Here is a 20,140-nt window from a genome sequence, read left to right on the forward strand (position 1 = left end):
TATGTTGTCCCTACTCAATTTTTCCCACTATTGCGGTTGCTGACCCGACACCACCGGAGCCGAACTTCTTAATTCCAGTTCTGGATGTTCCGACTGTACCTGTTGACAATTCCACTCATTCTTAAATAACAAAACTGGGCGACCCCAACTGTCCTTAACAGTAACAGTATTAAACAGTCTTCCCACCTTGGTTAACGCTTCCCATCCCCCTGCTACCCATCTAGCCACACTATAGGGTAACAATTCTAGGCGAGTTTCCACCCCATATTCATTCTGCATCCGAAACTGAACTACCTCAAACTGAAGTTGACCCACCGCCGCCAAAATTGGATCGCGTTTAGAATCATCCTGAGAATACATGATCTGAATTGCTCCCTCTTCCCTCAGTTCTGTAATACCCTTATTGAACTGCTTAAATTTAGACGGATTAGGATTTTTCAGATAGGCGAAAAGTTCCGGCGAAAAACAGGGAATCCCCTCATATTCGAGTTTTTGACCATTGTAGATGGTATCACCGATCGCAAATACTCCCGGATTATTTAAACCAATGACATCCCCAGGATAAGCCGCCTCAATTGACTCACGATCCTGCGCGAACAGTTTTTGCGGACGTGACAGACGCACCGTTTTTCCGGTTCTAGCATGGCTAACCGTCATGTCCTTCTCAAATCTTCCTGTACATACCCGCACAAAAGCCACGCGATCGCGATGTTTCGGGTCCATATTCGCCTGTAACTTAAACACAAACCCTGTAAACTCTGGATAATCTGGGGGAATATCCCCAATCGTGCTATTGTGGGGACCTGGTTTTAACGAATATTCTAGGAAAGCATCCAGAAACAGTTGTACCCCAAAGTTAGTCATGGCGCTACCAAAAAATACTGGGGTCATTTTCCCACTATGTACCGCCGACAGATCCAAGTCTGAACCTAAAGCGTCCAACAGTTCCAATTCTTCCTTGAGTTGATAATACAGATCCTGGTCTAATAAATCCTCAATGCGCGGATCTCCCAAATCTATCACTGTATCTACCGCTTCCCGAGAACCGTGGGCTGTCCGTTCAAATAGATGAATTTGTCCCTTATGGCGGTCAAAAACTCCTTTAAAGCGATCGCCCATACCAATAGGCCAGTTTACCGGGTAAGGGTGTAACCCCAATTCCTGCTCAATTTCATCAAGAAGTTCCAAAGGTTCCCGACCAGGGCGATCCATTTTATTAATAAACGTAAAAATAGGTAAGCCCCGCATCTTACACACTTCAAACAGCTTCCGGGTTTGAGGTTCTAAACCCTTAGCTGCATCTTCCAGCATCACCGCATTATCCGCCGCCGCCAACGTCCTATAGGTATCTTCACTGAAATCTTGGTGTCCGGGAGTATCCAGTAAGTTAATCTGAGTGTTATGATATTCAAACTGCAACACTGTTGAAGTGATGGAAATCCCCCGTTGTTGTTCCATCGCCATCCAGTCTGATGTCGCGTGACGCTGCGACCTGCGGACTTTTACCGCTCCCGCTTCGTGAATGGCTCCTCCATACAGAAGTAGTTTTTCTGTTAACGTGGTTTTTCCCGCGTCTGGGTGGGAGATAATGGCGAAATTACGGCGGCGTTGCACTTCTAGCTGTAATTCGTCCTTAATTTCTGTTGACATAGGACCTTGATAGATTTTGCCATCTCCGACGTGACATCCTCCCGTCATCGAATCAAAGATTACGACACGGGCTTCCTTACCTCACGATAAGGCATTCCTGCTTCCTTGGTCTTCCCCAGCAGTTGTTGGTACAAGTGGCCGAAACCTCCCAACAGTCTTACCCCGTTCCGACAGCTCCACAGGCATTACCACCCAGAGTACCTGGGCTATTGAATTATCATAGCAGATACAAGACTTTTCTTTCCGCATTGACAGTAGGGGCGGGTGCTTCTGTCAGCTACTACCAACACCAGCAAGACTGCTACACCCGCCCACGGGGTGCTTCTGTCAGCTACTACCAACACCAGCAAGACTGCTACACCCGCCCACGGGGTGCTTCTGTCAGCTACTACCAACACCAGCAAGACTGCTACACCCGCCCTCGGGGTGCTTCTGTCAGCTACTACCAACACCAGCAAGACTGCTACACCCGCCCACGGGGTGCTTCTGTCAGCTACTACCAACACCAGCAAGACTGCTACACCCGCCCTCGGGGTGCTTCTGTCAGCTACTACCAACACCAGCAAGACTGCTACACCCGCCCTCGGGGTGCTTCTGTCAGCTACTACCAACACCAGCAAGACTGCTACACCCGCCCTCGGACTGCTTCTGTCAGCTACTACCAACACCAGCAAGACTGCTACACCCGCCCTCGGACTGCTTCTGTCAGCCACGAACTGCTACACCTACCCTAGCCAAATAGCTGCCCAATTTTGGGATTAATGGGTAACTGTGTGTCCAAACATTAGCTTACAGACTAATCCCTTCCTACCAAACTAGAACTTTATTAACTTTTGTAACAAAATTTTAAGAAATGTTGCAAAAAATTTTTTTGGGGGGAGGGGGGGTTGCCTTTCGTGGCTACTTGCGCTACACTTTTAATATAATGGGATGCTTGTAAAATTTTTATTTTTGGCTATACCCAATTATTAAAGATATTGTCAATATAATAGCAGGAATGCCCTGGGTTGTCAATGCCCGCGAGGCAAAAAAGCGACCCCAATTTTTTTTTTGAAAAAAAAATCAACTGGCAAAATGCGAATTTTTTTGGGGGGAGGGGGGGTTGCCTTTCGTGGCTACTTGCGCTACACTTTTAATATAATGGGATGCTTGTAAAATTTTTATTTTTGGCTATACCCAATTATTAAAGATATTGTCAATATAATAGCAGGAATGCCCTGGGTTGTCAATGCCCGCGAGGCAAAAAAGCGACCCCAATTTTTTTTTTGAAAAAAAATCAAGATACATCAAGACCGAGGGGGTGGGACTTTAACTTCGGAAATGGAAGATTTAGGGTTTTGAGCGTTGGCTTTTTGGTTCAATTCTCGGATGCGGCGAGATAGTAAGCGAATAATATTAACCGCAATACCAGGAGTCTCATCAATAGCATCATAAAGCTGCATCTGTGTGAGCATGAGACATTCACAGGATTCTAGGGTAGTGACAGAAGCCGATCGCGGTTCAGCATCAAATAGAGACATTTCGCCAAAACAGTCTTCCTTACCCAAACGAGCCAATTCACGATCGCCATGATGAACCTTGACCTGACCAGAAACGACAATATAAAGCGATCGCCCTTCTTGTCCCTCAGTAAAAATACTTTGATTAGGGGGAAAAGACAATTCATCCATAACAGAAGCAAGACGCACCAAGAAATCATCCCTAAGTTCTTGAAAAATGGGGACTTTTCGGACAAACAATAGGCGTTGTACGCTAGTTAACATAATCAGACGAGGTAAAGCGCGAGTTAGTAAACTTGAATCCAGAGGGACTCCCCATTGCTCAAGGCATTTCGGTTTTTATGTGTACAGCTAATTCCGAGATTAATTGTTGTACTTGGTGAGCCACCAAAGGGTCCGGATCGGTTTGTAGCATTGGCAATAATTCTACCAAAGCCTGACGCGCTCCCATCTTGAGGTAAGCCAAAACAGCTTCCCGGACAAAACCTGTGGGATGTCTCAGACACATCAAAGTCTGTTCAGCGGTGAGGCTCCAACTGGCGGACCGCGCTTGGTGGAAGCAACAAGCCAAAGACCAATCCGAGAGGAAATGGCGAAACTCCAGTAAACGACGAAGGCGCTCGCTAGGTGTCATTGGTTTATAGGAAATCAAAGGGGAGAGGTCCTCAATTTTTTGGACAATAGAGTGATTATCCAAAATGCCAATCAAGGCTCGTTTACGGGAAATATCAACAGTATTATCCAAGATTTCCAACCCACGAGCAATATTTCCCTGTTGTCCAGAGCGAATATTGAAAGCCGCCGCCTGAATAGATCCGAGGGAGTAAAGGAACTTCATCAGCAGAAAACAGCGGTCTATGGCATCCGATTCAAGATTACGGAGCGCGCGACAGAGCATTTCTAGGGGGAAGCGACCTCAAGGGAGACAGTAGAAGGTAAGATAGGAGCTGTAGGTTTTTCAGGTTCGAGGTCTAAAAGAGTGCTATAGATTTGACCAATAAACATCAACTCCTGTTCAATTAACGTTTCCACCCCATTACGTCCAATGCGGTCTAAAGTTCTTTCAATCCCCACATCATCGGGAATTTTCAGGAGAATGCGGAGAATATTACGTCGGGTGGTTCCCCAGGAAATTAACAGATTATCAATGAGAGTATCTAAGGCTTCTGGCGTACCAATTTCTCCCAAAGCAGACCAAGCCTGAAGTCTGACCAAATCTGATTTATAGATATCCGTTGCTATTCTCATTAATAGAGGAATAGCCTCATTTCCCAATCGGACTAAGGCCATTCTTGCTGCTTCTCTGGTAGAACGGTAGGAAACGGCTTTTAATAGGGAGCCATAGTATTCTTCCATCTTAGTAGCCGCAATGACTTCCAAGACCGAACAGCGGACCCTGAGAGATTCATCAGCGAGGAGGTCATTAAGATAAACTCGCAACCCTTGCAGATAATCAGCATCACCCAGAGCGCGGACTCCCATCACCCGTTCGGGTTCTTGATTAGAGACGATCATGCGGCGGATAGTATTAGTAGCCGCCGCTTTTTGTTCGCGATCGCCACGACGCATAATCAAGGCCGCAGCTGTTCCCCGTACCACCGGATCGACCCTTGGTTGTAGGTAAGGTTTCAACTGATTAATATCTGGGTTAGATTCAGTTAACCAGATATAGCGTAGTGCCAAAGCCAAAACTTCAGGAGGTAGACTGCTATGAGATAGGGATCTAATCGCCTCTAAATGAGCGGGATTAGGATAATCTAGCATCAGTTCTAGGGCTTGACGCTGAAGATTCGGGGACATAATCTCCAGTAGTGGAACCAGAGTATCCCCGACATTTTTAGGATCAAGTTGGCTGAGTAATTCAATACAGGAACGCTTATCAGCTTCTGGGGTTGGCTGTTTCAACTCATCGACCACCGATCGCTTGAGGCTACGCATATCAATATCTGTAGTTCCCAGGCGACCGCGTTCAGCACTACGAACTAAAAGTCTTACATATTGGGAGCGAATTTTCCAGACCACCCACAACCAGACAAAAGCCAACAAAATAATAGTTACGACAAAAATCAGACTTTGGTCTTGCTGGAAAATACCTTCTGGGACACCATCGGGTAAAAATATGTGAATCAGCCACAGCAACAGCAAAATCCCTATACCACTCAAACCCGTTGACAGGGGTTCAAAGACACCATTAACCAGGGTCTGAATATCACTCCTAATATTTTCTGGTAGGGGTTGAAATAGAACCGTCCCCGTAGTTTCGATGAGAGTGTAGTGGAACAGTTCATCTAAAAATCTGAGAATCAAAAACCCTATAAATATGGTAAATAAACCCGTAGCCCCCCCTATCAAGGAAAACAGGCCCAAGGCGACTACCCCCACGGGAAGGATAGATGCTGTACCAAACACGCCTATTTTTTCGACCAAGCGACTGGAAGCAAACCACTGAGTGGCTACTTGGAAGGTACTCAAAACCCCCTCAAATAGTCCCAGGAAGCTAACAATCCAACTAGCGCCACCGATACCACTACGGTATTCTAATTGACTGAAAAACTGGAAATCGACCATGACATAGACGACTTCAGCCATGACGAAAAATAGCACCAAGGGAATGACATAGCCTTGTAGGGGACCTTTGAGGCTACGGGTACTAAATTCGGGGAGTTCGTCTTCGGGGGTCCACCGGGAAGAATCTGGGAAAGACTGTTCATATCTTTGGGACAGATAAAATAAAACACCTGCACCCACGAGAACCATAGTCCCAGATACTAGGGTGACATTGTTTAATCCTACAAATCTCAGTAATAGGGGTAGGGAGAAACCGCTAACCACCCCAGCCACCAGATAACCACTACTGATAATGGGATAGGTGCGCTTGATCTCCCGAATGTTAAAAAGTTGATTAGAGGTAATGGAGGTATTGAGATCGTTGAGAAGATAACAAGCCTCAACCCACAGCCACATGACAAATAGGGTGACAAACTGAAGACTTAATCCCAAGACCCGGAAATCTTCTATTCCCAAACCAAAACGAAATAGAAACAGGGGGATTGCCATCAGTAGTAAAATCAGAACAATCACCCGGCGCAGGGGTAAAAAGGTCTGTAACCGAGAGTAAACTACACCCAAACTAGACCCGATCCCAGCACTAGCAATATAAATCCAAGGCAGTTTTTCTGCCCCATATTGATCAATAAATAGGCCGACGGTACTTAGTTCTAACCAAATCAGTCCGATGGATGAAAAAGTATAAACTGCGAACATTAATAAGGTTCGCTCTACTTCTTCTGGGCGGAGATTTAGACCGCGTAGCACACCCTGTCCCACTCCTGCGGGTTCACCAATTCGCTTTTCCATCCCGTATTGAGACCCCTCAATGTTATCTGAAAACACCTGATAGCCACTTTTGCCGCCTCTCTTTATAGGGCGGATGTAGCGGCTAGGGCAAATTTATTCGCCTACCTACTATTGCTATCTTTTCATTGGTATCCTATAATAGCATAAGGTTGTTAGAGTGAGCAATGATTGTATACGAGTTCGCCCATCAAAGCTAAACCATCTCAGTACCAAGCTATAGACGAGGCTATTCGCACATCTAAGTTTATCCAAAACAAATGTTGGCGCTATTGGATGGATAATAAAGGGGTGGGTAAATATGACCTAAATAAATATTGTGCTGTCTTAGCGGCTGAGTTTCCTTTTGCCAAGGAATTGAACTCGATGGCTAGACAATCAGCTGCTGAACGCGCTTGGTTTGCTATTTCTCGGTTCTACGATAACTGTCAGAAAAAAGTTAAAGCCTTGACTTCGCTGAGTGTTAAGGGTAAAAAAGGTTTTCCTAAGTTCAAAAAACATAGTCGCTCTGTTGAATATAAAACTAGCGGATGGCAACTTTCGGAAACCAGAAAAGCTATTACCTTTTCTGACAAAAAAGGTATCGGGACTCTGAAATTAAAGGGAACCTGGGACCTGAACTACTACGACATCACACAAATTAAGCGAGTAAGATTAGTCCGCCAGGCTGATGGATACTATGCTCAATTTGCGATCGCTGTAGATGCTGTAGATGCTATGGTAGAGAAGTCTAAAAAGTACAGTTACGCTCAAAAGAAAGCCAGACAAAAACCATCTAAAAACTATCACAAAGCTAGAAATAGATATGCTCGTAAGCATTTAAGAGTAAGTAGGCAGCGAAAAGAATATTGCAAGAGATTAGCATATTCCGTTATCCAATCTACAGACTTGAATGTGAAAGGGCTGGCAAGAAATCGAAAACTAGCTAAATCTATTTCTGATGCAGGTTGGTCTACTTTTCGCAGTTGGCTAGAGTATTTTGGTGTGAAATATGGCAAGGTGACGGTAGCTGCAGAGCCTCGCTATACCAGCCAAGAATGCTCAAACTGGGGTCAATGAGTCAAGAAAACCCTATGAGAAAGAACACATAATGTGTTCGCACTGTGGGTATGTAGCCGACCGTGATGTTAATGTGGCAGTGAATATCCGGAAACGCGGACTAGCTAAGGCGGGGCACGCCGGAACTTACGCTGGGGGAGATTGGCTATCTTGGGCTGTTGGTGTAAACCTGCGGTCTAATGGCGAGTAGCGCGAACCAAGAATCCCCGTCTCTTTAGAACGGGGAGTGTCAACTCTTTTCTAAATTATCAGTTATGGGGGGGGAACTGGGGTTACTGGTTTATCATAACTGTAGCAGCAACAGGTTTGATAAATGACAATGGCCCGCAATTCCTAAGTCTCAGCTAGTTGTTTTTTTGGGAGCCAACAGCATCATCATGCTCCGTCCCTCTTGTTTGGGGGACTGTTGAACTTCTGCGTGTTCTTCTAGGTCTACTGCCATACGTTTGAGCAGTTCCCGGGCCAGGTTGCTATGCTGAATTTCTCGACCCCGGAACATGATTGTGGCTTTGACCTTATCGCCGGATTTAAGGAAGCGCTTGGCTTGATTCACACGCACCTGATAGTCGTGATCATCAATTTTGTAACGCATCTTAACTTCTTTGACATCGGCGGTATGCTGCTTTTTACGAGCTTCCCGAACTTTCTTTTCCTGTTCATATTTGAACTTCCCATAGTCCATAATCCGGCATACGGGAGGGTCAGCTTTATCGCTAACCAGAACTAGGTCTAGTTCCTTTTCCTGAGCTAGTTTCATGGCTTCCCTGGGAGTCATGATCCCTAGCTGACCGCCTTCGGTATCGATCAGGCGAATCTTAGGAAAGCGGATATTGTCGTTGATTTGAGGTAAGTTGCGATTTCTTTTTGATTCTATCACAGGCATTACAGGAATTTTAAGTTAATGAGGTTAACGAATGTCTCGAAAATTGTGGGTCGCACTAACCGAACATTGTACTGATTTCCCATATCAATAGGCTTGACATTTAATCTAAACTTTAGGGACCCTAGTATTTTAGGGGTAACTTTCAAGTTATGTTGCACTCAGGACGACGGTTAGATGGATTTACCAGACTTGCACAAACAGATGGGCTTTCAGCGTGATTGGATTTGGAGGGGTTGGAGAGTTCGCTATACTTTTCTGCGTTGGCAGCACCCTAAAGAGGCTAAATCGCCTATTTTTGAGGTTCAAGACCCACTCGGGAGCAACTCTCCTGTTCCTTTAATTTTCCTTCACGGCTTTGGTGCATCTATCGGCCACTGGAGACACAATTTGTCGGTCTTCAGTCATTCGCACCCAGTTTATGCTTTGGACTTATTGGGGTTTGGTGGTTCTGAAAAGGCGATCGCTCCATATAATGTTTCCCTCTGGACAGAATTGGTGCATGACTTTTGGCAAACTTTTATCCGCCGTCCGACCATCTGGGTGGGAAACTCTATTGGTTCTCTAATCGCCTTAGCAACTGTTGCTCAATATCCCAAAACCGCTAAAGGTTTGGTTATGCTCAGTTTACCCGATCCCGCCGCTCAAGCGGACTTATTACCTGGGTGGATGGTTCCCCCAGTTGAGTTAATCCAAAGTTTGGTTGCTTCCCCTATTATATTACGTCCCATATTCTATCTAGTGAGACAACCATCTGTCATCAGTCGTTGGGTTAAATTAGCCTATCACAATCCTGATGCAGTTACAGAGGAACTGATACATATTCTATCTACTCCACCCCAAGAACGAGGGGCAGCTAGGGCTTTTACTATTCTGTTTCGGATTATGGGGAGTTCTAAACTCGGCCCTGCTGTACGCAGTCTATTTCCCCAGGTGCAGGTTCCCATATTACTACTCTGGGGAAAACAGGATCGACTGATTCCCCTGAAACTGGCTAAACCTCACCTCTACCTAAAATATAATCCCCACATCAAGTTAGTAGAACTGGAGGGCGCGGGTCACTGCCCCCATGATGAATGTCCCGAACGGGTGAACCGGGAAATTTTCGACTGGATTAAAAGTTGCTTAGGGGAAACTCTAACTCTACCCTAACGCCGAACTCGTCACTGATATCGTCAGTCGTCCAGAGCTGTATCAATTTTCTGGCGGATTTGTTGATAATCCTGATGATTGAGGGCATACAACGGGGCTAATCCAATCCCCGCTGCGCTGTGAGACCAAGCTAGAAGACGCCAGTTCCCTAACCTGGGAGAAGGGTCAAATTCTGGAAAATCCGGTCAGTTGCACGCCAGGGGTTAGAATTGAGGCAGAAACTGAATTTTTCCGGATCCAGGAGACAGCCAGAAAACTCGCGCTAACTAAGTTAATGAAGTCGAATTAACCGCCCGGGGGCGGCATCAGTCAACACATAGAGATGACCATCAGGACTTTCCCGAACATCCCGCACACGCTGACCGATCGCGATCGCTCGTTGGTCTACCACCTCACCGGAGTCATTTAATTGGATATGATGCACGGATTGGGATACTAAACCCCCAGCAAACAAATCACCCCCATGCACGGCTAACCCGGACGGAGCGATCGCTGGTGTCCAGACGATATGGGGGTCAACCATATCTGGATGGGTTTGGCGATCGGAAATCTGCCCCCCCGTATATTCCCGACTATGGGTAACAAGAGGCCAGCCGTAATTTTCCCCCCCTTTAATCAGATTTAACTCATCCCCACCACGGGAACCATGTTCGGTAGACCAAACGTGACCCCGTTGGGAATCAATGGCTAACCCCTGAATATTCCGATGACCATAACTCCAAATAGCAGGGTCACTATCAGGGTCTCCCTGCCAAGGATTATCACCGGGAATTGAGCCATCGTCATTCAGGCGTACAATCTTACCCAAATGACTCTCTCGATTTTGAGCCTGTAAGCGAATCAGTTCCCCATCGAGTTCCAGCGGTGGATTTCCGCCATCACCAATCGCCACCAACAGAGTATCATCGGGTAACCACACGATGCGCGAACCAAAGTGTTGTCCTCCCCGCTTCAAAGGAACAGCTTGGAAAATCACCTCGACATTCTCTAGGCTGTTTCCCCTTAACTCCCCTCTACCCACTGCCACCCCATTGGCTTCGGGCGTTCCTTGGGAATAGGTGAAATAAATCAATGAATTTTCCTCAAACCGGGGATGAACGGCAATATCGAGTAAACCTCCCTGATTCAGGACTAAGATTTCTGGTAACCCAGCTACAGGAGTAGGGTCGAGAACCCCATCGCGCACTATCCGTAAGCGTCCTGGTCGCTCAGTAATCAGCATTGTCCCATCAGGAAGCCACGCTAATCCCCAGGGATGTTCCAAATTCTCCACCACTGTGGTTTGTTCCCACTCCCGATTCAGAGGGATAGATGCACCAGATTCAAGGTCGGTGGATAGGATTTGTCCTATAGGGTTCTCCGGTGGGGTTTCTACTCCGGTTGGTGTTGCACAAGCCATCAAGAGTAAACTTCCTAGCACACCGCCAGCAATTGGAGTAAGGGGTTGAATCATTGTGAATCTCATTGGGTCTGTGACTTGAAGTGATAGTAGAATACAGTTTCTCTATTTTAATTGTCCCAAGATGACTGCCACTATACCAAAGGTTAGAGGTGAGAAACCGTCAGGCTTTACGGCGGCGGGATTATAATTTGAGTGAGGAGGAACCCTACAAGGGGGAGGCTTGAGACCCATTGCTGGGAGGACTAAGCCCCTAGCTCCCTGTCAGAGTCAACTGTTAACTATGCACTATTGTTGATTTAGATGGCCGCGAAGAACTCTTTAGACTTAACTGGGTCGGGGTTCATGGTTTTATCTCCTGGCTTCCAACCTGCGGGACAAACTTCGTCGGGGTTAGCTTGCACATATTGGATCGCTTGTAAGGTCCGTAGGGTTTCGTCTACATTACGACCGAAGGCGAGGTTATTGATAGTGGCGTGTTGAATAATGCCATCTTTGTCAATAATGAACAGACCCCGCAGTGCAATTCCGGCTTCTGGGTCAAGCACATTGTAGGCGGCGCTGATTTCTTTTTTAATGTCAGACACTAGGGGATAGTTGAGGTCGCCAACTCCACCGGACTGGCGATCGCTTTGAATCCAAGCTAGGTGAGAAAATTCGCTATCGACAGAAACCCCTAAGATTTGGGTGTTAATGGCTGAAAATTCTTCAGCGCGATCGCTAAATGCGGTAATTTCTGTAGGACAGACAAAAGTAAAGTCCAGGGGATAAAAGAACAGAACAACGTATTTACCCCGATATTCAGATAACTTAATAGTTTTGAACTCTTGGTCAATAACCGCTGTGGCGGTAAAATCCGGGGCTGCTAAACCAACGCGAATACACTCACTTGTCATGGGTAAATCTCCTAATTCCTCTGAAAACCCAGTTTTTTATGGCTGAGTTGACAATTTGTTATGCTTGCATCATCCTGATCATACTATAATTGACCGCCAGATATTTCCGCCGGCGCGTCGCTTGGAGGCCCCGGTTTATGGGGGGCCTGGCTCAAAGGGTCCCATGTTTTTTTGTGTAGGACTCTACGTTAAATCAGTTCAATAAATGGCTCTGGCGGGATTTGAACCTGCGACCTTGGGCTTATGAGTCCCCTGCTCTAACCACTGAGCTACAGAGCCTTGTTTCTCAACGATTTATAAATATAGCACCTATTCCCCATATATGGCAAGCGATCGCCAAAAAAAATTTTCAACCTGTTAAGGGGGAGAACAGACCAGGGGAAAATCTGGGTCTGTTCTTAGCCCCAAATTGGTCATTAATCCCTGGGCAACAAAGCCATAGGATTGACAGCCCCATTTCCGGTGGGGTGAATTTCAAAGTGCAAGTGAGGACCAGTGCTAAACCCGGTGCTACCCATTTCCGCAATTAGCTGACCTTGGGTAACTTTCTGCCCTTTACTGACCAGATTCCGGTGATTATGAGCATAAAGGGTAACACTGCCATCAGGATGCTCTAGTTCCACCAAGTTGCCATAGCCACCGCTGTTCCAACCTGAAAAGATAACCACTCCCGGAGCGGCTGCTAAGATGGGAGTACCCACCGGACCGGCAATATCAATACCTCGGTGCATTCTTCCCCAGCGCCAACCGTAGCCGGAGGTTAAAATTCCCTCGGCTGGCCAAATATAGCCAGCAAACCGTGTGGAGCCTCCCGGTAGGTAGGCATCCGGGCCAAGTAGTGGCGGTAAATCGGGGGAAACAATGCGACCGAGAGTAGGGTTCTGAAGTGGATCATAAGCACTAGCCCCCAGAGGAGCAGTAGCAACCAATGAATTGGGGTTATCTTCGGAACCTGGTTCTGGGCGGCGGGAAATCTCTTGAGTAGCCCCGTCTGAGGGTTTTTCCCCATCGATATCCTTTTGATATTGGTAGGCTGTGGGGTTAAACTCAGGGTTAATCCGTTGTAGTCGTCTGGGGTTAGGTTCAGTAGCAGCCAACACCTGATCAGCGGTTTCGGCTTTTTCGGCTTTCGCCTCGATCGCTACTTCTTCTGGTTCCTGAGAAAAGCTGACAGTTTGATAGGAATAGGTGGGTTGAGACTGTTGAGCGTGGTACTCGTTTCGCAGTCGCTCAATCTCAGTTCTCAGGCGATCGCTATAGAGTCTACTGCCGCTGTGGCGGCGATTGAGAGGGGTAAGCCTTCTCTCCTCAGCATCAGCAAGACTAAATTCCCCATTACTACTGGGTTGGGACTCACCACTAGTTGATAGATCCTTTCGTGAAGCTGTAGTTGAGTTATCAGTATAGTTAGACTCTATGACAGGGGTTTGTTGACTGAGTTCCGAAAGTTTCCTGGGGGAAATGCGATCGCCGCCATCATTTGATGTACCCAAGCGATCGCCCAAATCCACTTTCAGGCCCACCGGTTTGGTGATATCGCCAGATATTTGGGACGGGAGAACCGTAGGAGTCACAGTTTGACTCAAGCGTAGTCTAACAGAAGCTCCCGGAGTATTGTCGTTAGTAGATGCTCTGTGGCTAGGAGTAGTAGTTTGGGCAGAACCCAAATCACTTCTGGAGTTGTTTAAGTTGTTATCTGCTGTGTAACTATCTCTTGGAGATGCCAGATAGTTATGCAAACGTTTAGGAATCCTCAGTTCTTGATCAACCTTAATCAAGTGAGGGTCAGTCAAATTATTAGCTCTAATCACATCATCTACTGACACCCCGTGGGCCTCAGCAATTCGAGCTATAGTGTCTCCTGAACTGACCTTATAGACCACCGAAACCGACTGAGTGGGGTCTGAGTCAATCACCAAGGTACCGGGAACCCTATTAAAGGAACTGATATCAGTTTCCCTAATTGTCTCCCTAACCGCATTGCTCACCTGGGAAGGTTGAGAAAACCGTGGGCTAGGGGCAGTGTTTTCGGTAACACCAGAACCGTAGGAGTCTGAACCGCTAATGCCATTTCCCCCCGCCCTTTCTGTGGTGTCAAACCTTTCTATGGTGTCAAACTGATAGGGGAAAGGTTTTTCTTCAGATTTTGATAAAGACGATTCCGAGACAACCACAGACCCAGGCTGGGCTTGCTCTTGGGCTTGAGTCTCGTTTTCCTGATGGTCAATAACTGCTGCTGGTTCTACTGGGGTTGCCGAACCCATAGACCTAGAATTAGATTCTGTCAGGTTTCGCAGAATGGATGGTTGCCAATCTGATGAATCAGATACTGAGTCGCCGTTTTGATTAATTGCAGCTTGATTAGAAGAAGACTGCATCGCGTTGTTGCTATCGGCTTTTAGTGACTCAGTAGCAGCACTACCCCCTTCGGGAAACAGAAGACCTGATGCAATCGCTAAACCCAAGAACGCCGCAGAGGTTTTCACCTTGCTCCGACTGGGGACTGTGACCTGTTGTGTAGTTTCCACGTTCATATCTGTATTAATGGCACCCGTAACAACAGGCTGATTGTTGTTTGGAACTGTTCCTTTCAAAGAACGACCTCCTATGGAGAAGCGCTTAAACTGTTTTTGGGGCTGGTTTTCCTCAGTTATCTGTATTTAACACGGCTTTAAGCAGAACCTGCGATTACAGTAACTGATAAGTGATATTTATCATGCTGATTGCATGAGGCCCACCACTGTCAGCCATATTGATTAGGTCAGATTACCTTGCTTTTTGAATTTCGACAAGCCACCTTTACCCATCAATTACCCCAAAGTTGAGAGTGTGAGTTAACAATCTGGCAATTCCCTTGATGTCATAGATAAAAGACAGTTTGTAGGAAATGCAGATTGGGAATTTGCTGATCCCGAATGAGACTTTACACCATCTACCTCAAAAAACACAATGGCTTGGGAACCATTGTTTTGTGGTTTCCCAACTTTAGCAGAGTAGTGTTAAGAATATACTCAAGTACCCAACAACTTGATATATCAATCCTTACGCCGACTTTACCCCCTCACCCAGACATCCTTGGATTTATCACGAAAATCTATCAGAAGACATAGAGCTACTCCTCCTAGAGGATATAATCAAAACTTATGTTTGAACCGTGGGGGTTAAGCCAGCAAACCTAGTTGTCGGCGGGCTTCAAACAATCCTACAGCGGCACTAACGGAGAGGTTCAGGCTGCGGACATTCGGCTGACACATGGGGATGTAGACGGTAGCTTGACAGAGGGCTAGAACTTCTGGGGGGAGCCCTTCTGTCTCGCTACCAAACAGCAGCCAATCATTTTCCTGAAATTGAAAGGACACATAATTCTGTTTTCCACGGGCGCTAAATCCTACCCAGCGGCCCCCTAATGGTTGGTGAAAGGCTTGGAAATCCTCTATATGGGTATGGTATTTAAGGGGTACATAGGGCCAGTAATCTAGTCCTGCCCGTTTCAGATAGCGATCGCTAATTTCAAATCCCAGGGGGCCCACCAGATGCAAGGGTGTTTGGGTCGCCGCACAGGTGCGGGCAATATTCCCTGTATTTTGGGGGATTTGAGGATTAACTAGAACGAGTTGGGGCATAGTCGATCGCATTGAAAGGCCAGGAATTTACCTACCAGAAGTCAATACTATGATCATCCCCAACTTCTGAACTAAAAGCCACATTTCTATAGCTTTTCTTTATATTTCCTCCTTCGCTGAGAATATAAGATATATTAATAGGTCTTTTGCATCAACCCACTAGGTAACCAGTAGTTGACATAATTTATCTTCAAGTTCCTGTTCTTGTTCATAAGCATCAGCGATCGCCTTTTTGATAATACTACGAGTATCGATGCCGCTTTCATACTGTTTTAGCCACTGTTGGGCGCTGTTTCCCGACCGCAGAATCTTTTTGAGGGGAGACAGAAAACAGCTAAAACCACGCTGTTTAGCCACTGGCCAAACTTCTTGATACAGATTCTCGATCCAATCGCGGGCTAAAATACTACTGCCATCTTTCCAGTGTTTCAGGTTAGCATCGAGACTCCGGTGGGCTACTGCTTCCTCGTTGGCATCTGCGATCGCCACTAATTCCTGATTGCGGGTGTTTGCTGGTAGGCTACTCAATTCCAGGGGGTCTAGGTTCGGGGTCTCCATCAGTTGCCATAACCTTGCCTCTAAGAGGGCTGTAGTCGCCAGTAAGGCTATGGGATTCACCATTAGGTCACAAATCCTTAATTCCAGGCGATTGAGGCTGTAGGGGCGACGAACCCCATTAGGACGCACGGAACACCACAGGTGTCGCACATTTCTCATAGTTCCGGCTTCTAGTTGTTCATTAGTCCACTGGATATAATGAGAATGACTTTCAAAGAGGGGAACGTGGCGGGGAGTTTTGGGGAACAAATGCCACCTCTGGGAGTGATAACCGGTGGGTTTACCGTCCAAAAACGGAGAGGAGGCGCTTAGGGCGAGGTATAATGGTGCTTCTACCCGCACTAGGCGCACGGCACGCATTAGCACTTCTGGATCATCAATACCGATGTTAATATGGATGCTGGCGGTAACTACATCAGTTCCGTAGGTTTCCTGAATGTAGGCATGATAGGGGTTGTTGGGGTCAGAACGGTAAAAGCGCCGACTATCTCCCAGAGAGAGAGTGCTACCTGGTATAATGGTGTAGTTGCCAAGTTGGCGCAGGTATTGTCGCAGTTGTTGCCGAGGTTTGACTAAAGCGCAAAGAGAGCGATCGTAACTGCAAATTGGGGCGGTTATATACTCCACATTGCGGGTATCTGGTTCCCGGACAAACCCATCAAGATTTTTAACTATTTTATCGGAAAAGCCTACTATGTCCCCCTGGGGTGTACCCGTGTACATTTCGACTTCAAAACCTTTGGGTAGTAACACTTTTGTGCCTCACTTAATTTAGATTAACGGAAACTAGGATAGGGTCCCTATAGTGGACAGTTGACAGTTATTAAGTAAGGACTCCGACTTTCCCAGTTCCCGTGTTTATAGACATCACGACTAAGACCCACTCTGAGAGTGAGTTTTAACTTGATTCTAGCATTGATTCGGAGTTCCAAGGAAAAATACTTTCCGATTCCGAAAAGTTAAAAATATAGTCATAATCAAATTCTAGCGCCCGGATATGCCTAGTTACAGAAAAGCCACAGTTAACAATTTGGTCAGTGGTAAAAGTTGCCATAATTAAAGCCATGAGTTTTTGAGAACTGACTTCCGGTGGTTTCACAAAATAATCTCGTTTGGCAAAAAATACTTTTTCATCTTTCGGGACCACCAGGCGATTAATGCGGTGGGCATATTGAATAGGTTTAATATATTGTTTGATAAAATCGTCCTGATTTTTTTGCAGTCGGGCTAGTCTTTCGTGTTGTTGCCAACTCATTTTGAACATGATTTTAATCAATTCAAAACCGACAATATAATTAAAAACGTTCTCTTTTTCTTTGGTGCTGGCTACCAATTTTAAAGCTGATTCTAAGTAGATATCTGGCTGACATCTAGCATCTTGGGCGGAGTGGATATAAAACTGACGGATATATTTGCGGAGAACTCCCTCGGTCAAGGGGCTAGTCACTTTAAACCAGTTAAAGTATCTTTGAATCCGATTAATTGAGTCGATATCTTCCAGTAGTTTAGACACTAAGCCATCGGCGGTATATTCATCTAAAAATTCCGCCTGTTTTTCGGGATGGGAGGCACAGAATATGTAACACAAAGACAGTAAATAGCGCCGCTGTTCCCAAGGTAAACTTTCCGCCCATTGTTGGGCTTCTGGAGGTAGTTTATCAAATAAAATGTTATTTTTGAGAGGGGCTAAAATGTCAGCGTTTGATTCGGGTTTCATAGTATGTGTGTCCCACTGTCTGTTTTTTTATATTAGCTGACAGCAATTCTAAGCCACTGCATCACTGGAGACATTGTTACCATTTTCACAGGGGCGATCGCCATTTTCCACCTATGCCAACCGGGGCAACTTTGTGGGGGGTAAAAATCCTATTTCCCAACTTATGATCGCTGCCAATTACGTCTCAAAATTTTCGGAACTGCCAACACCAGTACGATCGCCACTGTTATCGCCCCCAATATAGGCAGAGAAATCGCCAATACTGATAAGATCATAGCGCACAGCAACTCCATTGTGGATACCAATGGATTAGCCAAGCCTCCGGTGGCCATAGTAGAGGCGACACGGGTAATACCCATTAACATTTCAATCACTCCGGCTGATCCAGCCCCCAGAATTATAGAGACTGTCCACATCCACCGAGGTTCCATGTCTGGTAAAAATGCAGCTACAATCAAAGTAGCCACCACCATAGCGATCGGTGCTTCCAGGATATCCAAAGCATGATCGACTCCGGGGATAAAATAGACGATCGCCTCCACTGCTAACAGAGTAGCGACGGCTATCAACCCCGTCTCGGTTCCCAAAATCTCTAAGTCGGGGGGTAGGTCAAAATCGCCGTATATGGCGGCTGTGCTCAAAATTACCGGGGGTACAAATATTCTAAACCCACAGGCGGCGCTTAAACCAACGCCGCAAAAAATCCCTAACAGATAATTCATCATCATATTTTCACTTTCTACTATTATCTAATTACAGGCGATACTGGCGGTAAACGTCCGTAGCGGCGCGGTGTAGGAGAGAATGGCGGTAAACCAAACTCTGCATATCTTCACAGTAACCACCGCCAATAATTCCCGCCACCGGATATCCCATTCCCACACAGGTAGACAAAACTTGCATTTCCCGCCGCCATAACCCAGAGTCAGTTAGGGCCAATTTTCCTAAGCGATCGCCAATATGGGTATCTACTCCTGCATCATAGATCACTAGATCTGGGCGAAATTCCGTAAGCAAGTCAGGTAAATGACTGGCTAAAATTTGCAAATATTCTTCGTCTTCCATACCCACGGCTAGGGGAATATCGCGATCGCTTGTTTGTTTTTTAGCCGGAAAGTTAGCTTGACAGTGCATTGAAAAGGTAAATACATGGGGGTTATCTTGAAAAATTACCGCCGTTGCGTCCCCCTGGTGTACATCAAGATCCACAATCAGGATTTTTTTGGCTAGTCCTAATTTTTGCATGACACAGGCAGCGATCGCTATATCATTGAATATGCAGAAACCAGATCCATAGTTAGGGAAGGCGTGGTGAGTGCCTCCGGCCGTGTTGCAGGCTAAACCGTGAGATAATGCTAGTTTAGCGGTCAATGTCGCACCCCCCACTGCGATACAAGTCCGCTGGGCTAAAGCCTGACTCCAGGGGAGACCTATGCGGCGTTGTGCTTTCGGGTCTAGTTTCCCCTGACAGTAAGCCTCTACATAGTCCCGGTGGTGGACTAATTCGATCCACTCAGTAGGTGGCAGTTTGGGTAGGTGAAGTTGCGATCGTCTGATTACGCCTTCTTGGAGTAACATATCACAAAGTAACCCAAATTTCGGCATCGGAAAACGGTGTCCTGGTGGCAGGGGGGCTACATAGTCGGGATGAAAAACAATCGGCAAATTCATCGGTGCATATATTCAGGTTGTACAATCTAACTAATATTAAATTCAACTAGAGACAATTAACATGGATAGCACAACTATTTGGGAGTTAGGCAGCAGCAACCCTGATCATGCCAATAACCTGGAAGTTATTAGACAATGGTGGGCTAACCTCCAGAATATTAAAATCGACTGGCAACAGCGACTTATGCCACAGGATACAGACCCCAGTCAGTTAAACTGGGAACCCCAAAAGTTTGACGAAAATTTTGTAATTTGCAACCCCGAAATCAGGGGAATCACCATTTTTTGGAGTAAACCAAACAACCCCGACCAACGTAGTATCACCCCCCGGAAAATGGTGCTTGACCTTGACCACCAACAGCTTTATATTTTCTCTCAATCTCAACAGCAACTGGTGCTGAAAGTTAGTATCCCTGAGCTTAAATATGACACCATCAATATCGAAAATCCTCATATTGCCGTGGGCAATAATGGCTTAATGATACTATTTAGAGACCCGGCACAATTATTGGATGTCAAGGTAATTCTTACCCCAGAAAAATTACAGCAACTCAAGCAAAAATTAATTTAATAATTGAGAAACCGGGTTTCTTGACCTCTGGGACAAACGGGTTTCTTGACCGCGATATCGGTGGTGCGTCAGATGAATAAAATTTGCCGTTTACCCGATAGGTTATCCCTC

Annotated in this window: 14 protein-coding genes, 1 tRNA gene and 2 pseudogenes; 3 read left to right on the top strand and 14 right to left on the bottom strand. The window is 46.2% G+C overall.

The window, feature by feature from the left end:
* Positions 1-27: 27 nt before the first annotated feature.
* From NLZ44_RS04380 to NLZ44_RS04395, 4 genes and pseudogenes are all read right to left on the bottom strand, one after another.
* Positions 28-1,650 carry a peptide chain release factor 3 gene (locus NLZ44_RS04380; RefSeq protein WP_035760108.1) on the bottom strand — a complete coding sequence of 541 codons (1,623 nt, stop codon included), beginning with the start codon at positions 1,648-1,650 and terminating at the stop codon, positions 28-30.
* Positions 1,651-1,856: 206 nt separating this feature from the next.
* Positions 1,857-2,363 carry a hypothetical protein gene (locus NLZ44_RS04385; RefSeq protein WP_493751965.1) on the bottom strand — a complete coding sequence of 169 codons (507 nt, stop codon included), beginning with the start codon at positions 2,361-2,363 and terminating at the stop codon, positions 1,857-1,859.
* A gap of 573 nt (positions 2,364-2,936) precedes the next feature.
* Positions 2,937-3,413, bottom strand: coding sequence for a Crp/Fnr family transcriptional regulator (locus tag NLZ44_RS04390; protein WP_493751966.1), 477 nt, complete (start codon positions 3,411-3,413; stop codon positions 2,937-2,939).
* Between the two features lie 58 nt (positions 3,414-3,471).
* Positions 3,472-6,506, bottom strand: a pseudogene (locus tag NLZ44_RS04395) (HEAT repeat domain-containing protein).
* Positions 6,507-6,674: 168 nt separating this feature from the next.
* Here NLZ44_RS04395 and NLZ44_RS04400 point away from each other — a divergent pair.
* Positions 6,675-7,780 (top strand): annotated as a pseudogene (locus NLZ44_RS04400) (RNA-guided endonuclease InsQ/TnpB family protein).
* A gap of 122 nt (positions 7,781-7,902) precedes the next feature.
* On the opposite strand, the gene infC reads toward NLZ44_RS04400, so the two are convergent.
* Entirely contained in the window at positions 7,903-8,445 is a 543-nt protein-coding gene (infC, locus tag NLZ44_RS04405; RefSeq protein ID WP_006624331.1) for a translation initiation factor IF-3, read from the bottom strand.
* Between the two features lie 174 nt (positions 8,446-8,619).
* On the opposite strand from infC, the gene NLZ44_RS04410 reads away from it, so the two are divergent.
* The gene (locus NLZ44_RS04410) at positions 8,620-9,594 is read left to right on the top strand and encodes an alpha/beta fold hydrolase (RefSeq protein ID WP_006624330.1); all 975 of its coding nucleotides are present in this window, start codon (positions 8,620-8,622) and stop codon (positions 9,592-9,594) included.
* 271 nt (positions 9,595-9,865) lie between these two features.
* Here NLZ44_RS04410 and NLZ44_RS04415 read toward each other — a convergent pair whose 3' ends face one another.
* The 9 genes from NLZ44_RS04415 to NLZ44_RS04455 form a co-directional block, all read right to left on the bottom strand.
* Complete coding sequence (locus NLZ44_RS04415) at positions 9,866-11,047, bottom strand: PQQ-dependent sugar dehydrogenase (protein ID WP_493751967.1); 1,182 nt, start codon at positions 11,045-11,047, stop codon at positions 9,866-9,868.
* Positions 11,048-11,292: 245 nt separating this feature from the next.
* Positions 11,293-11,889 carry a peroxiredoxin gene (locus NLZ44_RS04420; protein WP_111893426.1) on the bottom strand — a complete coding sequence of 199 codons (597 nt, stop codon included), beginning with the start codon at positions 11,887-11,889 and terminating at the stop codon, positions 11,293-11,295.
* A gap of 206 nt (positions 11,890-12,095) precedes the next feature.
* Positions 12,096-12,168 (bottom strand) — tRNA-Met (locus NLZ44_RS04425).
* A 137-nt stretch (positions 12,169-12,305) separates the two neighbouring features.
* On the bottom strand, positions 12,306-14,483 hold the full coding sequence (locus NLZ44_RS04430) for a peptidoglycan DD-metalloendopeptidase family protein (protein WP_493751968.1): 2,178 nt from the start codon (positions 14,481-14,483) through the stop codon (positions 12,306-12,308).
* 567 nt (positions 14,484-15,050) lie between these two features.
* Complete coding sequence (locus NLZ44_RS04435) at positions 15,051-15,512, bottom strand: tRNA (cytidine(34)-2'-O)-methyltransferase (RefSeq protein WP_035759327.1); 462 nt, start codon at positions 15,510-15,512, stop codon at positions 15,051-15,053.
* Between the two features lie 159 nt (positions 15,513-15,671).
* Positions 15,672-16,823: a glutamate--cysteine ligase gene (gshA, locus tag NLZ44_RS04440; protein WP_493751969.1), complete on the bottom strand. Its 1,152-nt coding sequence runs from the start codon at positions 16,821-16,823 to the stop codon at positions 15,672-15,674.
* Between the two features lie 145 nt (positions 16,824-16,968).
* The gene (locus NLZ44_RS04445; RefSeq protein ID WP_493751970.1) at positions 16,969-17,787 is read right to left on the bottom strand and encodes a cobyrinic acid a,c-diamide synthase; all 819 of its coding nucleotides are present in this window, start codon (positions 17,785-17,787) and stop codon (positions 16,969-16,971) included.
* A 161-nt stretch (positions 17,788-17,948) separates the two neighbouring features.
* Complete coding sequence (locus NLZ44_RS04450; RefSeq protein ID WP_493751971.1) at positions 17,949-18,515, bottom strand: DUF4126 domain-containing protein; 567 nt, start codon at positions 18,513-18,515, stop codon at positions 17,949-17,951.
* Between the two features lie 25 nt (positions 18,516-18,540).
* Complete coding sequence (locus tag NLZ44_RS04455; RefSeq protein WP_493751972.1) at positions 18,541-19,458, bottom strand: histone deacetylase family protein; 918 nt, start codon at positions 19,456-19,458, stop codon at positions 18,541-18,543.
* Between the two features lie 61 nt (positions 19,459-19,519).
* Between NLZ44_RS04455 and NLZ44_RS04460 the strand changes: the two genes are divergently transcribed.
* Positions 19,520-20,029, top strand: coding sequence for a hypothetical protein (locus NLZ44_RS04460; protein ID WP_111894100.1), 510 nt, complete (start codon positions 19,520-19,522; stop codon positions 20,027-20,029).
* Positions 20,030-20,140: the final 111 nt, after the last annotated feature.

Source organism: Arthrospira sp. PCC 9901 (assembly GCF_059013425.1).

Excerpts from the sequence above, each read along its gene's own strand:
- NLZ44_RS04380 (WP_035760108.1), bottom strand. The coding sequence starts at position 1,650 with ATGTCAACAGAAATTAAGGACGAATTACAGCTAGAAGTGCAACGCCGC.
- NLZ44_RS04390 (WP_493751966.1), bottom strand. The coding sequence starts at position 3,413 with ATGTTAACTAGCGTACAACGCCTATTGTTTGTCCGAAAAGTCCCCATT.
- infC (WP_006624331.1), bottom strand. The coding sequence starts at position 8,445 with ATGCCTGTGATAGAATCAAAAAGAAATCGCAACTTACCTCAAATCAAC.
- NLZ44_RS04410 (WP_006624330.1), top strand. The coding sequence starts at position 8,620 with ATGGATTTACCAGACTTGCACAAACAGATGGGCTTTCAGCGTGATTGG.
- NLZ44_RS04415 (WP_493751967.1), bottom strand. The coding sequence starts at position 11,047 with ATGATTCAACCCCTTACTCCAATTGCTGGCGGTGTGCTAGGAAGTTTA.
- NLZ44_RS04420 (WP_111893426.1), bottom strand. The coding sequence starts at position 11,889 with ATGACAAGTGAGTGTATTCGCGTTGGTTTAGCAGCCCCGGATTTTACC.
- NLZ44_RS04435 (WP_035759327.1), bottom strand. The coding sequence starts at position 15,512 with ATGCCCCAACTCGTTCTAGTTAATCCTCAAATCCCCCAAAATACAGGG.
- NLZ44_RS04445 (WP_493751970.1), bottom strand. The coding sequence starts at position 17,787 with ATGAAACCCGAATCAAACGCTGACATTTTAGCCCCTCTCAAAAATAAC.
- NLZ44_RS04450 (WP_493751971.1), bottom strand. The coding sequence starts at position 18,515 with ATGATGATGAATTATCTGTTAGGGATTTTTTGCGGCGTTGGTTTAAGC.
- NLZ44_RS04455 (WP_493751972.1), bottom strand. The coding sequence starts at position 19,458 with ATGAATTTGCCGATTGTTTTTCATCCCGACTATGTAGCCCCCCTGCCA.
- NLZ44_RS04460 (WP_111894100.1), top strand. The coding sequence starts at position 19,520 with ATGGATAGCACAACTATTTGGGAGTTAGGCAGCAGCAACCCTGATCAT.